This window comes from Paenibacillus sp. FSL M7-1046, from assembly GCF_038007405.1.
Classification (GTDB): Bacteria; Bacillota; Bacilli; order Paenibacillales; family Paenibacillaceae; genus Paenibacillus_AQ.
Window position 1 is genome coordinate 1,981,909 of the sequence record NZ_JBBOXB010000001.1, and the last position, 15,940, is coordinate 1,997,848.

Consider the following 15,940-nt stretch of genomic DNA (forward strand, 5'->3'; position numbering starts at 1 on the left):
TCAAAAGGCCGCTGCCGGACCGGCCTCGCCAAGCAGCAGCGGAAGCATCTCCGTCAGGCTGCCAAATTCCTGCTGCAGCAAGGGCAGCACACCGCTGCTGCGGATATTGCCGCCGGTCACGCCGAGCGCCGCAAATCCGGCCAGACGGATCGAGATGACACCCGCCGCCGAGTCCTCAATGCCGACCACCCGGCGGCGCTTCTCCGTACCCAGGCCCAGGCCGATCCTTGCCGTCTCGGCATACAGCCAGGGATGCGGCTTCGGCGACAATTCACCCAGCGTGCCCGCCTGGCCGGGATGAAATGTCTGCCCGGCCGTAATAACCGCATCGTACATGCCGAACGGATCACCTAAATCCAGCGTCCGGAAGGCTGACAGAATTTCCGGCCAAGCCTTCTCGTACAGTCCCGAGGTTACAAGTCCAATCTTTACGCCCTTAGATTTCAGGGTCTGGAGGAACTCTCCCAGTCCGGGCGCAGGAACAAACGCTCCCGGCTTCCCCCGGCCCTGCATAATCTCATTCATTTCATAATGGGTAATGTCAAAGTAAAGCTGCCGGGCCTTCTCTACACTGCGCTGCGGACAATATTTGGTTATGCAGTACTGCAGATGCTCCGACACGGAATGCCCGGAGACATGCGGCTCATCTTCGGGGCGCAGCGCGAAGCGGGAATTTCCCAGCAGCTGGGCTACCGTCTGCTCAATAATCCACATCCAGAAGCCTTCGCTGTGGACACTGGTTCCGTCCAGATCCATCAGCACCGCTTCTGCCGGACCCTCGAAAGCTGCATCGTGAAAAGGATACAGCGCTGGGGAACCCATCGAAGACTTCACATAACAAAGCGTTTTGTCTTCGTATACGATAAACTCAGTCTTACGGTCCTTCGGTGTCAAAATAGCGGCAACACCGCCAACTCCCCTGCGGAATAACCCATCTCCTCCGCTCTCCTGCTCGAAGAAGCCGGCGGCCAGCTGCGACATTCCAAGACCAAATCCGGGCAGTTTCTTCTCCGTCATTTCGCCCAGGCCCCCATAGAGATCTTATAGCTGGCGATCTTCTTGGCCGGTATCGTCACCGTCAAGTGATTGGCAGCCAGCTGCAGCTCCGGCTCATCCAGAAGCGTTTCGTCCATCCGGCAGCACTGCACCTGCTCCGGGGCGATGCCGAAGGTGATGTCCGCCTTCTGTTCCGTATCCGAACCGTTGAAGAGCCGGAGAATAGTTCCGCTGCCATCCTCCGCCTGCTTCACACAGCTGACATGAAGGGCAGGGTTATTCAGCGTAAAGAAGCTGGCCTCTGCCGGAAGCGCGCCATGCCCACGGCCGGAGGCTGCGATCCGCACAGGAGTGTACAGCTGCGCTGCCTGTGCAAGCAGATCCGCCGCCTGCCAATCTCCTTCATGAATGTGGATAGCATATTCAAAGCTTTGCAGGCCAGGGCACTGAATGCCCTGATCGGGGAGCTCCGTCAGCTTCTCTTCGCTCACTGCCAGCTTGATCCGGCAGGCCCGGATTAAGGTCAGCGCCAGGGTGCTGCGCTCATCCTCAAAGGCTTCATATTCATAGATCCCTTTGGGCAGAACCGCCAGTCCATCTGTTCCATCCGTCATGTCGACAAAGGTGCGCAGCGGATGTGTACCTTCGGCCCGTTCCGCCCAATCTGTGGAATCCGGCAGCGGAATGGGCCGTGATAACACATCATAATGGCTGTCGGCCCAAGTAACCCCGGTGCGCAACCCTGTAGGGAAATTGGCGCGCAGCCAGTGATCCTTGGCCCTATTATCTACCGTCAGCTTCACAAGTACATGCTTGGCGCCCTTTTCCAGCGTATAGGCTACCTTCACCGGAAGCTTTGCCATTACCCGGCTGCGCGACTCTCCGTCCCCGTAATCTGCCGGAGCCGCAAATTCATACTCCGCTTCGATCGTACTGCTCAGGGGACCGCTCACCGTTACCGCTACCTGGCTCAGCACACCAAGGCTGCTGTATTTGCGGTCATGCAGAGGAGACACATGCTTCCAGGCATTTCCGTTCTCTCCCTGATCGCTCAAATAGTTGAGGCTGTTGTAGCTTCTGCCGGTTGTTTTATTGTGCAGATCCAGCGTTCCGTCAGGATTCACCTGTACTTTCAGAAATTCATTCTCCATTGTGTCGGGTCCTGTAATCAACGTGCCGCTGCTGCGCAGCTCGTGCGCCTCCGGCACAATCCGGTACGTCCGGTAGCCGAGTCCGGGCAGGCGGGTCAAGCGGGCCAACAACCGGATGCGGCGGCTCTCCAGGATCGTGGGCACATCCCAAATGCTGTCCACGAACACGCTGGAATTGCCGCTTGCAATGGCCTGGCGTTCTACCAGCGGGTCCAGCGCCGAGCTTAGGCTGACAGAAAGGGCCTCATTGACTCTCGGCACCTCCAAATCGAGCAGCACGACTGCATTCTGTTCCATCGGCAATGGATTATAAACTATCAGCTGCATCTCACCCTGCTCTATGCCTTCAGGTGACAGCTGCGAGGCGATGTACGCCATCGCATCCTCCGTTACGATATCCCCGATGTCGCCGGCTTTCCGGTATCTGTACTCCATATCGGCGCAGACGTTGTCCGGCGCACAGCCTCCGTTAGCATCATGGGTATGGTTGGACAATAAATACCGCCATCCCCGCTCCATGTATCCTGCCGGATAGGCAGCCCCCAGCGCCGAGGCCAAAGAGGCGAGCGGCTCTGCATAATACACCAGCGCATTGCTGGCCGAGAAGTCCATTTGCTTCAGGTAGGTTCTCGCACTGATCGTTCCCGGGAACAGGAATGTCCACATCCCTTCCTTAAGGTAAGACCGGCGCTCCCCTGTGAGGACAGGAAGATGCTCCCGGTCCAGATGTTTTTGCGCCTCCTTCCAGAAGCCCTCCAGATCTGTCTGCTCGATGTTATATTTATCCCCCAGTAGTTCCCGGGCATCGGCAATAATCTGCGATTCCAGAGGATGGGCTACCGAAATATCGTGTCCATGCATCGCCAGGAACACTTCGGTCGTGAAGTGGCGGCCTTCACGCTCAATCATGTCCTCAACCGCCTGCTTCAACTTCTCCTTGTCGTATTGGACAACCGGAGATTTAATCTCGTAAGCCTGATCTTCTCCGGACAAGGCATCCGACAGCCGGAAAGGCAGGTCATTCTCCTTGCCCCACTGATAGGTCTTGTCAAAAACCGTACCGCGGGTCACTGCGCGGTGAACCTGATAATACCAGTTATAACGTGCATACAGGCCAAAACGGCTGGCAAGCACCTGCGTTCCGTCAGGCGCGCTCCAGATCCATTCCGCATCGGCCTCGTGATGGGAGATGCCGCGGTAGAACATCATTTTATCAAGTCCGAAGTCCTGGAGAATCTGCGGCAGCTGCCCGGTCTGCCCCCAGGACGAAGGGGTGTAGGCAACCGTTCCTGTCTTGCCGCCGAATTTCTCCACCACACTCCGGCCCAGGATCAGATTGCGGACCAGCGCCTCATGCGAGATGCTGAACTCCTCGGCCAGCGTATAATACGGGCCGGCGATCAGCCGCCCTTCCTGCATCAGCTGTTCAATCTGTCCCCTGCGCTCCGGCCGCATTTCTACATAATCCTCCAGCAGAATGGAATGGCCGTCCAGCGTAAAGGACGCATATCCCGGATCAGCAGTGAGAATATCCAGTGTCGTATCCAGCATGGTCAGCAGATTCCGGCGGGTCCGCTCAAACGACCGCCGGAACTCCCGGTCCCAGTGTGTATTAGAGACAACCTTGATTTGTTTGATATGGGAGGTGTCTGGTTTCATGAGCTTCCTATCTCCTTTGTCATTCCAGTCTCGGGAAACTTCATTCTGCGGGACCCGGGCGCAGGGTCAGGGAGAAAGCTTCAGGCTCCTCTGTGCTTCCGCTGATCCGCAGCCTGCCGCTGCTGGTCATCTCCACCAGCGGCCTTGGAATGTCCCCTCCCTCCTGAATATCCAGAGAGAATACAAACGCCGCTTGCCGCAGATGGGTGAAATTAATGCTTTTACGCAGGCCGGAATACAGCACCATATCCACCAGGATGGCATCCTCGCCCATGTGAATCTCCCAGCCCCAGCTCCGCTTGGCTCCTGAATGTCCCGCGAATGCCGCGAACCATGTGGTGAGGCGCAAGATGGTCTCTCCTATCTTGATCACAGCCCCGTCTTCTACAGTTTCGGCGGAGATGCCGTCCAGGCTGCCCCCGATCTCCAGTCTCAGCCGGAAATCTCCGGCTTCAATCTCACCGTCGATGCGGTCCAGATTGGGGTGGGTATCTCCGCCATTGGTCAGAAAATCCACACCAAACAGGAGATGCCCCTGATCCTGTCTGGCTTTGAAACGGGCGGAACAATAGTCATATCCGTCATGCAGACAGCGGAGCTGAATATAGGAGGGTGAACCGTTATTCTCCACATAAGCCACCAGCGGTCTTCTCTGATTCCATAGGTCACTGTCTGTAAAGGAACCGATGCTAACCTGCGGGGTCATAAAGGTGACCGCCCATTTACCGTTGCCGTCGCCCGCATTTCCTTCGTAGAGCTGCCGCACTTCTTTGGTCCCCCTAACCGTAAATGCATCCAGATAAGCGGCCGGGCAATAGAATCCGCTCTTGTACCACTCCTCTTCATAAGGCAGCTCCTCCCAAGGAAAAAACATGACCTCCCCTTGAGTTGCGACCTGCAGAAAAGCCTTACTCTGATCATTCAGAAGCGTCTGATAGGAGCGCGAATGCGGCCCGGACCACTGGGCGGTTGCAGGATGATAATACCCGGCGACCGTCTGCCAGGTCAGCTCGATCAACTCATCGCTGAGCCTTTTTACCGTGCTGTCTGTAGTCTCGGAACGCAGCTTGGACAGCTCCAGAATAGCGATATAGGTATAGACCGGGCTGTTGTACTCCTGAAAGGCCCCGCGCTGCTGTGTATACGCATACAATTTCTCTAAGCGCTTCAGACCGTACTCGGCATAATCCTCGCGGCCCAATTGCTCCCCGGCAATTCTCGTAACGAAAGCTCCAATAATGGCAATATTGGTGTAATCCGGACCGACATTCCGCTTCATAATCGCCTCGCAGGCATAATCAATGGAGCGTATGACGTCTTCACGCAGAGCCTCCGGAAAGCGCCAGCCATGGCGAGACAACGCCTGAATCAGCCGGCTGCCGCAGAAATCGGCCCAGTTCCAGTCCGGAGGCGACATTTGCGCAAGCGGCTCTTCGTAGAACCATGACCAGATTCCGAAGGTAGCATGGCTTCGGTCCGTATCCTGCAGGGAAATCACCTGCCTGATAATATCAAAGGCCCGCTGCTCCATCTCAGCCAGTTCGGTATCCAGCAGCCCAAGTGCATACGAAAGCGAATCTCTGGTGGAATGGATAAACTCCTCCTGCTTCAGAGTTGTATGATAACCCGGGCTGCTGAACGGCGAGCGCAGCATGCAAATTTCCGGATCATAACGGGACTCCAGCATCCGTATTTTACGGATCAGCATTTGCTGCTGGTCTATCCCTTGATTGGTATTGCCGTTCATCTTGTTCATCGATCTCCCTGCCTTTCTCTGTTAAGACGGTTTGGCTGATCCTACAGGGTCAAGGCCGGATCACCGACCCAGATCCAAATTCAGATCCAGATTCAGTACCTGCACCAGCAATTGCATGACCAGCCCCTGCCCGTACAGCGACGGGTACAGCGCAATTTCGTTATACGCCTCCTCCGACGGCATGACGGGGGTGCCTCCCGATACACCCTGCACTTCACCGTTATCCTGGATAAGCGGGAGGATGCCTTCAAGGGTGACCCGGGCGCTGCCGAGATAAGAAGGTTCGAGCATACCGTGCCTGACTCCCTGAATGAAGCCGCAGGCGATGCCTGCGCTTCCCGATGTTTCCTGGTAGTAGTCCGGCCTGTCGAGCACCGTATACCAGAGTCCGCCCGTGCCCTGGCAGGACCTCAGCGCTGAAGCAAGCTCCGAATAGCGGCTGTACAGCTCTTCGGGGACCGGTACAAGCCCCTTGATACCGGCTACAATTTGTGGAACGGCAAGGGTAATCCAGGCGTTAGCCCGCGCCCAGCGGACGGCCGACATATGGCTGCCCTCCCGGCAGTTCCAGCCGTGGAACAGCAGGCCCGTCTCCGGGTCCTGCAGCAGCCGCAGATGAAGCAGAGTCTGCTGCAGCGCAGCCTCGGCCATGCCGCGGTCTCCGGTGAGACTGGCGAGCCGCGCCAGAAACAGCACAGCCATATATACCGTATCTGCCCATACCTGCTCAGGGAACAGGGCCGCTTCAGTGACGGTATGCTCCAGCGCGCCCTCCCGGGTCCTCGGTGCATCTTCCAGCATCCAGGCGGCGGTTTCCCGGGCTTTGTGCAGAAACCATTCATCCCCAGTCCGCCGGAACAATTCGGGGAACACGGCATAAGGAGCCATGGAATTAATGACTTTCACGCCTTCTGCCTTCTGCTTATTCCGCTCCACCCATTGCAGCAGGTAATTCATGGCCTTGTCCTGTCCGCCAGCCGTTCCATAATCCAGTATGGAAATCAGTCCGACCCCGGGGACCCAGTCCCAGTGATCCATGTCCATTCCCCAATTTCCTTGGTGCCGGAGGGAAATCATGCATTCGAACAGCAGATCCAGCTTTTCCTCTAATAACTGCTTAGTATCGGGCATGCTGAAGCCCCCTTGGAATGATGTTCATTCCCTCAGGATCTGCCTGCACCGGTGATCCCCCTTGAAACGGAATCTCCCCGAACAACGCCTTAACTGTCAACGCCACCGTATCTTCATGCAGTGAATACGCATTTACCAGCGTGTCGAGAAACGGTATATCCCGGAGCAGGTACGGCGTGGCAAAAGAGATCCCGATCGGGTGGATCGTCTCCGCATGCTGCATCGCCCAGATCGCCTTGGCCGCTTCCCCCACTGGACGAGCCGTGTTCATCATGCCGTGGAGCGGCAGAAAATAAGGCGTAAACGCAGCATCCCAGCGAATCCCGGATTGTTCCCACTTCTGCAGCGTATTCAGCGGTTCGAATTCATCCAGAATATCCACCTGCATCCCTCTGGCCTTCAAGTGCCCGACAAACAGCTCCATGCGGTCATATTTGCGTCCCTCTGTCACTTTGTTCAGCATAATGACGAGAACTCTGCGGGTCGTCTGCGGATTCAGGGGCAGGAGATTTCTCCGGTTACGGACCAGCGTAATACACCGCCCGGCGAGTGTCGTGCTTAGTTCTCTAGCCTCCCGGTCCAGCTCAGGATGCAATTTGTCATTCAGCAGCGGCGCAGCGGAGTGATCCCGGCCCTCGGCATCCAGATGCTGCATACCCAGCTCTGCCTTCATCTCCAGAACCCGCCGGACACTTGCGTCCAGCCGTTCCATCGTTACCTTGCCGCTGGCGACTGCCCGTTCCATGACTTCAAAATAGTTCACACCCGGCCACAGCAGCACATCGGTCCCGCAGTTGAAACAATCCACGATCCGCGTCTCATAATCACCCCAGGCCAGAAATCCGCCCATATCCAGCGCATCCGACAGGACAACTCCCTCAAACCCCATGCGGTTCCGCAGAAGCTCTGTTGTAATGCGTGCCGAGACCGTAGCCGGAACAGGCTTATTCCCCTGCGCATTCGCCTCCAGCCAGGGAAGGGCGATATGTCCTGTCATATACGACATCACGCCCTGATCAATCATCTGCTGGGACACCCGGCCATAAGTGGCGAACCATTCCTCTTCGGACAAACCGTTGATGGTGGTAATGATATGCTGATCCCTGTAATCCACCCCGTCTCCCGGAAAATGCTTGGCACAAGCGGCAATACCGTAATCCTGCATTCCCCGCATCACGGCGCTGGACAGGCGCAGTGCCCGCTCCGCATCATCGCCCAGACAGCGGGTCGTAATCACCGGATTCATCCAGTTCAGCAAAAGATCCGTACCTGGCGCCAGCGCCCAGGTAAACCCGGCCGCACGTCCTTCGATTGCTGTATACTTGCCGTACTCGTAGGCCAGCGCTTCATCATCTGCTGCGGCAAGCGCAAGCAGCGGAGGAAAAGCGGTTAAGCTTTTGACTGCAGAACCTGCCCCGAACTCCAGGTCGCCCGAGAACAGCAGCGGATATTTGCTGACCTTCTGAAGCAGCTCCACCCACTCGCGGTATTCCTCCGCTTTTCCGGCAGCCTTCTGAATTACCTCTCCGCCGATAAAGAAGCTGCCCACCGGATATTTCTCCAAATATGCCCTTATAGTCCCTTCGTCCATCCCTTGGAATGGCAGCCTGCCCGCATGATCCTGCATCGTCTGCCCGATCTTTTCACGCAGGCTCATGGATCGTAAGGTGCGCTCTACCCAGTCCCGCTCTTCCTTAGCTAATGCCTTTCGCATGGTCACGATTCCTCCCGGTAGTTTCTAACCCCAGTGTAACGAAACCCGGCGCCACTCTAAATAAAGGCAACTACAAAATAAGTTCAAAATTCTATAAACATCTAGAATCTTCTACAATTAGCAAACTGAAAAAACCCGCAGCTTCGTGATCCAAAGCTGCGGGGGGAGGCTGGCCGATCCTTCGATCAATTCAGGCTGATTTGAAGGGTCTTGTTTAACTTGTTATTCTCCTTGTTCATCTCCTCATATCGCCAGATATCGTTGACAAAAAAGCTGATAGTGAAGTCTCCGATGGTCGGCACTGTCCACCTTGGCGTTCCCTGGGCACTGCTGTTGGCCGTAAGGGTAATTTCCTCGCCCGGCTGGATGACCGTGTTATTGGTGTCCGACCAGGATACGACCCCGCCGTTGACGGAGAAGGCACCGCCTGTAATCTGTCCCAGCCCGGTGGAATTGTTCAGCGGGCTGGGACGCACGCCGATATTTTTAACCTTGGCCCAGAAGATTAAGGAATCGCCCAGCTCGGGGGTCACATTGCTGGAAGGTGTGCCGTCACTGTTTACGATATTCCAGCCGACCTCCGTGACGGTCAGATCCGCCATCGGAGCCGGGAGTGTAGACTCATAGCCCTCGAACTCGAAGCCGTGGACCATTATCGTTCCGGTGTTATGGACGACCTCGATCCGGTGCAGCCCATAGTCCAGACCCGTCAGCTCGTAGACGATCTTGTTCTCGCCTTCCAGTCCGGCCTGGGGAATGACAACGGTCTCCTTATATTGCCCATCGACGTACACATCTGCGCTGCCCATATTGCTCTTAATATCCGATCTCCAGCGGACACCGATTCCGTTAAAGTTAAACACCGCCGACGAATCCGGCGAGTAGGTTACATGGGATACCCCGTTCGGCGCCGTTTCAAACCCGGTATAGTCAATATAGGCATGATCATGCTCTACCGTGTACCAGGCGGACACCGGAACATAAAGGCCTTCCTCCAGCTTGAAATAATCGAGATTGGCACCGTTGCCTGCGGAAGTGAAGCTGATCGTGTTATAGCCCGGCTGAAGCGTAACGCCGAACTGTCTGGCAGTAATGTTGCTGTTCCAGCTGCCCGTTGAAGGCAAGGTAACCGTGGACAGCCTTTGTCCATTCACGACGATATTTTTCTTCGAGTCCTGATTGGAAGCGTATGCAATAGTCAGGGTATAGCTTCCGCCCAATTCCGAATACAATCCCTGAATCGAAATGCCGCCGCCATGGGTCTGCTCCACAACCTTTCCTCCCGATGCACTGCTGTTGTTGCCGATTCGCAGAGGCAGGGCAAAGGAGGCAGCTTCCGCTTCAAACTTGGTGGGATCTCCCGGGACATGCGGCGTGATCGGCATGGCCGATGTAGTTGCCGATACGGCTGAGCTTAATGCTGAAATATTACCGAAGTCATCCACGGCTTGAACCCTGTAGCTGTACTGCGTTTCCGGGGCCACACTATAGTCACTGAAAAAGGTTATCCGGCCCGGAACCGTCATCACCGGAGTAACCCCGCCGTCACGGTACACGTTGTAGCTGACTACCGCATCATTATCGGTTGAGGCATTCCAGGTCACCTTGATCTGCTCATGGCTGAGCGCCACCGCTGCAGGACTTCCGGGTACAGATGGCGCTTCTGTCTCCAGCTTATCCAGAATATACTGGACCGTTTCGCCGGCTCCCAGGGTAACCGTGAGGGTGATATGCGGCGTTGCCGTAAGCTGCACGTTGGAGTGTGCGGCAGCATAGGAATTACCCGCTCCGAACACTTCTCCGGCATATTGTCCGCTGCCAGGCATCGTTACCCGAACCTTCATCGTCATCGGCTTTTTCTCGAAATTGACGAAGTTCAGCAGGATTTTATCCGATTCCGCCCCGATAGCCGTGGTACCCAGTACCGATGTATCCACCGCGCGGAAGTATACCTTTTTCATGTTCAAGTTCGAGGTGCATCCGCATGTATTCAGCACTTCGTAGCTCAGCGGACGGCCATGGGTAGCGTACGCGGCAGCCAGCCTGCGGAAAGTCTTCAGCCGCGTCTCTCCTGCCTCGCTGCTGTTGGCCGGTACCGCAACAGTATCTTCATAACGGTGAGTATTCCAATTGATGCCGGAAGCAAACAACCCGAATTCAGTGCCGTCGTTAAAGAACGCCGCATGCTGCATAATATGGTCTACATATCCAATGTTTCCGCGCATCTCCCGGTCAAAAGCAGCGGCGAACCTGTAGGCATAGGTTCCATACTTCGTATTGTCGGAATGGTTGTCATTGGTGCCTGTTTCGCTCATCGCCATCTTTTTGCCGAAGCCGTCATCCGCGTCGCCATAGACCCGCAGATTCTCATACAGGCTGCCGCCCGGCAGCGGCTGCACTCCTGTTCCGCCATAGCTGTGCCCATTCGTCACATCGGACAGCTCCTCGATCTCCCTGCGCTGCTCCGCGTCCCGCTCCCAGCCGTCAGGGATGCCGTTATAAGGCCAATACGCCCAACCCGGCGCAACAATCTTGAGATAGGGCTGACTGTTCGTTGCCCGTTCTTCATCCATCAGCTCATGCGTGGCTACTACGGCTTTCTGGGCCCAGCCGAACAACCCCGGTTCATTGCCGGTTTCGGCATACTGGTACAAATCACCGAACTTGCTGACAAAGTTAGCGTAGTAACTCCGGAGTGCTGCCGGGACTGTGCCGCCGCTTAGCTCGCTGTTATTCCTCCAGTTGCCTCCGATGATGTTGACCATCGGCTCAAGGTTCAGATCACGCAGCGTTGCCAGGTAGTTTCGCCCCTGCGGGTCCCAGCCAGCGCTGGTATCAGACCAGAAAGAGGCCCGCATCCAGTTGCCGCTGTAGGCAATGCCCATCCACTTGGCCATAGGCCCCAAATGGCGGATCGCATGCTCGTCGTATTTGAAGGTTGCCGCGGCAATTGTACTTCCCAGATGGACATACCGTCCATGGATCGGCTCGACAGCCGGTGCATTCAGCGACTCCAGCTTGAAGTAATCCCACTCGAACCATAAATATTTGTCTCCGTCATAACCGGGAGCCTGCGGATCCGCGTACAATCCGCGATCCACGGTTAGCCGGACTGCATTTCGCCCGGTCTTCAGCTGTTCCTTGGGAATGTATAGCCTGTAGGTTTGTTTCCAGGTATTCTCCAGCGTCTTCTCACCGTCATTCAGGCCGGTGATCTGAATAAGCCCGCTCATGAGACCGTTTGTAAATACAGCAAGCTGGGGAATAGCTGTGCTTGCATCGATAACTTTGAGGCTAAACTGGACTCCATATTCAGGGACCTGGCTCAAATGGAAGGAAAGATTCATGAATCCGTTGGCATCGGCCTTCATGCCCTTGGGGACGTTGTCCCAGTGGCCCGGGGGTACGGGAACTTGGAGAGTTTTGCTGTAGACATTGCTAAAGACGGTAAATTCTGCAGAGCTATTATCCGAATCGCCGACCTGCCATAACAAGGTCATCGGAGGTTCATAGGTTGATGCAGTCACCGTACTATTGTGTACGGAATCCGCGGCCGCTTCTTGTGAATCGGCCTGTTGTCCAATCACCTGACTTGTAGCAATTTCATCTTTAGCAGCGGCGGATGCCAAACCCATTGAACCATCCGGTATCCAAAAGGTCATCAGCATCAACGCCAGAATGAGCAGTAAAGCAATGTTTTTTTGAATTCGCACAATAAACACCCTCTTCTAATAAGGTAGATTCGGGGCACCCCAAGTGCTGGCTAGGCGAATATGAATACCCGAAATCCGGGCAAGCGGCCATTACGGCCAGGCTATTTGCCGGATATCGGGTCTGCTACTGCTGCGGCTCCTTATTTGGCGGCCAAAAATGCATCCATTTGCGCTTGAATCTCGTTAATCACAGCTTCCAGTCCTGCAGCCTTCAGCTTGCTGTTCATTTCTTTGAGGATAGGTTCCGGATCTTGCTCCCCGGAGTACAAGGTATTCTTATACTGCTTTGTAATATTGATCAGTGCCCCAATCTGCGATTGCACCTTCGTCGAATCAAATACGAATCCGATGACCGGCGAAACTTTGGAGTTCTTGTTCCAGTCCGTATAGAGCTGCACGCGTTTCGGGTCTTCATTCTTGTTCAGGTAGTTGAGCAGCACGTTCCCGATCATCCAGGAGGATACGGAGTTGTAGCCGCTGTCCGCAATGAAATCGACAGTATTCTCGCCAACCTTGTTGTAGTGTTTGCCTTCAATACCGAAGGTAAGCAAGTTGTAGAGGACAGGATCTGTATGAATCAGGTTCATAAACATCATAGCGCGTTCCGGATTCTTCGATGTTCTGGAGATGGCGAGCATCGAGCCCTGCAAGCTTTTGGTGCTTACTTGAACCGGAAGCAGCGTTTTGATGATCATCGGTTTCTCAGCGAGCCGCGTCCAGTCGTTGGTGGATGTAGGATTCATATTGCCGTACACGAACCAGGCTTTGCCGCTTTTCACCGCATCCTTAAGCTCAGTCTTGTCAGTGGCCCCGTTCTTGTTAATGTATCCGGCTTGATACCACTTGCGGATCAGCTTAAGTCTTTCCACAATTTCAGGAGTGTCATATTCGTTGAACACCTTCATGGTTTTGTAATCAAGCAGCGTTGGAATTTCATTGCTTCCGTCCAGATCTTCACTTTCCGGATACACCGTGAACCAGTTCAGGCTGTCTGTATGGTTCATGAACAGCGGCGACATGGTCGGCTCCTTCTCTTTAATGGTCTTCAGCATCGGCTCAATATCCTCCAGCTTGGTGATGCTGTTGACATCGAAGCCGTACTTGTCGACAATCGCTTTGTCAAAGGCGAACCCTACGGATTGGCCCAGCTCTTTTTCCGTTGGAACCGCATACAAATGTCCGTTTACAGTAGCCGCTTGCAGATAAGCAGGATTGATCTGTGCCTTGGTTTCTTTGGCATAGGTATCCAGCAGCTCTTCCAGCGGCAGATACGCACCTTTGGCGGCATTGGTCATGAAGTTCCAGGTAAAGACCATGTCAAACACTTCACCGGATTGGATCATCAGATTCACTTTATCGGCCGGTTTATCCCAGCTCAGCTGGTTAATCTTGATCGTGGCATTAATTTTATCCTTCAAATAAGCATTGATGGCCTGCTCAACAGATGCTACATCCTTATCCGGACCGCCCGGGAGATACAGGGACAGCTCCACCTGCTCCAGCTCATTCGTTGTTTCGGTTGCTTCTGTTGCTTTGGCAGTTTCAGTGGCGGCTGGGGCTGCTGTGCTTTCCGCGGTTTTCTCGGGGGCGGCGGTTTTATTGTTATTATTATTCCCCGAGCACCCGCTGAGTGTCATTCCAATCATAAGTACAAGCGAAAGCAGTAGACCCGTGCCTCTTTTACCTGTCATTACTCTTTTCCTCCCTTTGACTTGAAAATATATGCTAAATCGGTGGATTCCGAGGTTAGCCTTTAATGGACCCGAGCGTTAAACCCTTGATGAAATAGCGCTGGAAAAACGGATACGCCAGCACAATCGGACCGATTCCGATCAGCGCCATCGCCATGCGGATGGTTTCTCCCGGCAATTTGGCCAGTTCTGTGGCCGAGCCTTGAATCAAGGCGCTGTTGCGGCTCAGATAATCCGCCTGCGAGATCATTTTATACATCAGGTATTGCAGGGAATAGAGCTTGGTGTCGGTAATAAAAATCATGCTGTTAAACCAGTCATTCCAGTAATGCAGGGTGTTGAACAATCCAATGGTGGCAAAGACCGGCAGAGAGAGCGGAAACACAATCCGAAAGAAGGTTCTCAGTTCCCCGGCACCGTCAATTTTGGAGGCCTCAATCAGCGCAGGCGGCACGGACATCTGGAAATAGGTTTTCATAATCAGCACGTTAAAAGGAGACAGCAGCATCGGGATGATCAAGGACCATATGGAGTTTTTCAGATCCAGCACCTGGGTGTACACCATGTACCACGGCACCAGCCCCCCGCCAAACAGCATCGTGAAGAAGATCAGAAAGGCGAAGAAGCCGCGATATTTGAAATCCGTCCGTGAGATCGGGTACGCATAGAGCGAAGAGATAAAAACGCTGAGCAGTGTACCGACTACCGTCACAAAGATGGATACGCCGTAGGCTTTTGCAATGATGGTGTAATCCTTAAAGATATAGGCATACGCCTCCAGACTAAGCTTCTCCGGGAAAAATTGATAACCGTTGAGCACAATATAATCATAGTCGGTAATCGAGATCATAAAGACCAGCACAATCGGCAAGAGACAGGCTATCGTCAGGATAATAAAAATAATATGGAGTATCATATTCGTTACTTTGGATATTTCGTTATTGGTCACAGCTTCTCCCTCCTCTCACAAATTTAGAAAACGGCCTGGTCTTTGTCGACCTTGCGCACGATCCAGTTCGAGCCCAGGACCAGGAAGAAGCCGACCACCGATTGGTATAAGCCTGCCGCTGCGGACATGCCCAGATTGCCCATATTGATAAGCGCGTTGTATACATAGGTATCAATGACCAGCGTTGTCGGATACAGCGCCCCGGAGTTTAGCGTGGTTTGGTAGAACAGCCCGAAGTCGGAGCGGAAGATGCCGCCGATCGCCAGGATGGTCGTGATGATAATGACCGGCCGGATGAGCGGAATTGTGATATGAAGAATCTGCTTCCACTTGCTGGCGCCGTCGATCAGAGCTGCCTCATAGTATTCGGAATCAATGCCGATGATGGCCGCAAGATAAATGACACAGCCGTAGCCCACACCCTTCCAGAGGTTAATTAACGGCAGAATAAACGGCCAGTATTTCGGCTCCGAATACCAGTTGATTTCATTCAGTCCAAACAGGGACAAGACACCTTTATTAATGAAACCGTATTCAACATTCAGAAAGGCGAACACCAGATAACTTACAACGACCATAGATAAAAAATAAGGAAAAAACATAATACTCTGATAAAATTTCGCGGCCAGCTTATTTCTCAGCTCGTTCAGGGCAATCGCAATCGAAACCGCAATGACCAGATTGAGAATAATAAACACGAAATTGTACAGCACCGTATTTCGGGTAATAATCCACGCGTCCGAGGTCGCGAACAGAAATTTGAAATTATCCATCCCCACCCACGGGCTTCTCAGGATCCCATCAACATAGTTGATATTCTTGAATGCAATGATGATTCCGAACATCGGCAAATAATTGTTGATGAGCAGAAAGATCAAACCGGGCAGCAGCATCAGCAGCAGTACCTTATGTTTCAGCAAATGCTTAAATACGGACCCTTTTTTGGCTCCCGGCCGGACCGGTGAGCTTTGTCCAGTGTTGATCGCGCTCCTCTTCTCATGAGTAATCATCACTTCCGCCTCCTGATTCCTTAAGCAGTCTCTCTCTTCCATGACTTAAGTTTAGCCGGAGAGCGGCGGCTTCTAAATAAGGTGATCTATAATAAAAGTTCGAAATCCTACAGTCTTTTGTGTAGAAAAAGAGAGGGCTTGAAAACCCACGCATGCAAAAAAGAGCAGCC

At 54.0% G+C, this 15,940-nt stretch carries 9 protein-coding genes; all 9 read right to left on the reverse strand.

What is annotated here, in order from left to right:
- A complete protein-coding gene (locus tag NYE29_RS08530) occupies positions 1–1,017 on the reverse strand; it encodes an HAD family hydrolase (protein WP_340895379.1) in 1,017 nt (338 codons plus the stop codon).
- On the reverse strand, positions 1,014–3,806 hold the full coding sequence (locus tag NYE29_RS08535; RefSeq protein WP_340895382.1) for a glycoside hydrolase family 38 N-terminal domain-containing protein: 2,793 nt from the start codon (positions 3,804–3,806) through the stop codon (positions 1,014–1,016). The genes NYE29_RS08530 and NYE29_RS08535 overlap by 4 nt, the downstream gene beginning before the upstream one ends.
- 40 nt (positions 3,807–3,846) lie before the next feature.
- Complete coding sequence (locus tag NYE29_RS08540) at positions 3,847–5,562, reverse strand: hypothetical protein (protein ID WP_340895385.1); 1,716 nt, start codon at positions 5,560–5,562, stop codon at positions 3,847–3,849.
- A 60-nt stretch (positions 5,563–5,622) separates the two neighbouring features.
- Positions 5,623–6,693: a glycoside hydrolase family 88/105 protein gene (locus NYE29_RS08545; protein ID WP_340895387.1), complete on the reverse strand. Its 1,071-nt coding sequence runs from the start codon at positions 6,691–6,693 to the stop codon at positions 5,623–5,625.
- A complete protein-coding gene (locus NYE29_RS08550) occupies positions 6,680–8,407 on the reverse strand; it encodes a glycoside hydrolase family 3 protein (protein WP_340895389.1) in 1,728 nt (575 codons plus the stop codon). Before NYE29_RS08550 ends, NYE29_RS08545 begins: the two co-directional genes overlap by 14 nt.
- 185 nt (positions 8,408–8,592) lie before the next feature.
- On the reverse strand, positions 8,593–12,120 hold the full coding sequence (locus NYE29_RS08555) for a carbohydrate-binding domain-containing protein (protein WP_340895390.1): 3,528 nt from the start codon (positions 12,118–12,120) through the stop codon (positions 8,593–8,595).
- A 140-nt stretch (positions 12,121–12,260) separates the two neighbouring features.
- Positions 12,261–13,811: an ABC transporter substrate-binding protein gene (locus NYE29_RS08560; protein ID WP_340895392.1), complete on the reverse strand. Its 1,551-nt coding sequence runs from the start codon at positions 13,809–13,811 to the stop codon at positions 12,261–12,263.
- 55 nt (positions 13,812–13,866) lie between these two features.
- Positions 13,867–14,760 carry a carbohydrate ABC transporter permease gene (locus NYE29_RS08565; protein ID WP_038584856.1) on the reverse strand — a complete coding sequence of 298 codons (894 nt, stop codon included), beginning with the start codon at positions 14,758–14,760 and terminating at the stop codon, positions 13,867–13,869.
- 23 nt (positions 14,761–14,783) lie between these two features.
- Entirely contained in the window at positions 14,784–15,770 is a 987-nt protein-coding gene (locus NYE29_RS08570) for an ABC transporter permease (RefSeq protein ID WP_038584853.1), read from the reverse strand.
- Positions 15,771–15,940: the final 170 nt, after the last annotated feature.

Bases quoted from the DNA above. Each gene is read 5' to 3' on its own strand.
- NYE29_RS08545 (WP_340895387.1), bottom strand. From the start codon at position 6,693: ATGCCCGATACTAAGCAGTTATTAGAGGAAAAGCTGGATCTGCTGTTC.
- NYE29_RS08535 (WP_340895382.1), bottom strand. From the start codon at position 3,806: ATGAAACCAGACACCTCCCATATCAAACAAATCAAGGTTGTCTCTAAT.
- NYE29_RS08560 (WP_340895392.1), bottom strand. From the start codon at position 13,811: ATGACAGGTAAAAGAGGCACGGGTCTACTGCTTTCGCTTGTACTTATG.
- NYE29_RS08570 (WP_038584853.1), bottom strand. From the start codon at position 15,770: ATGATTACTCATGAGAAGAGGAGCGCGATCAACACTGGACAAAGCTCA.
- NYE29_RS08550 (WP_340895389.1), bottom strand. From the start codon at position 8,407: ATGCGAAAGGCATTAGCTAAGGAAGAGCGGGACTGGGTAGAGCGCACC.
- NYE29_RS08540 (WP_340895385.1), bottom strand. From the start codon at position 5,562: ATGAACAAGATGAACGGCAATACCAATCAAGGGATAGACCAGCAGCAA.
- NYE29_RS08530 (WP_340895379.1), bottom strand. From the start codon at position 1,017: ATGACGGAGAAGAAACTGCCCGGATTTGGTCTTGGAATGTCGCAGCTG.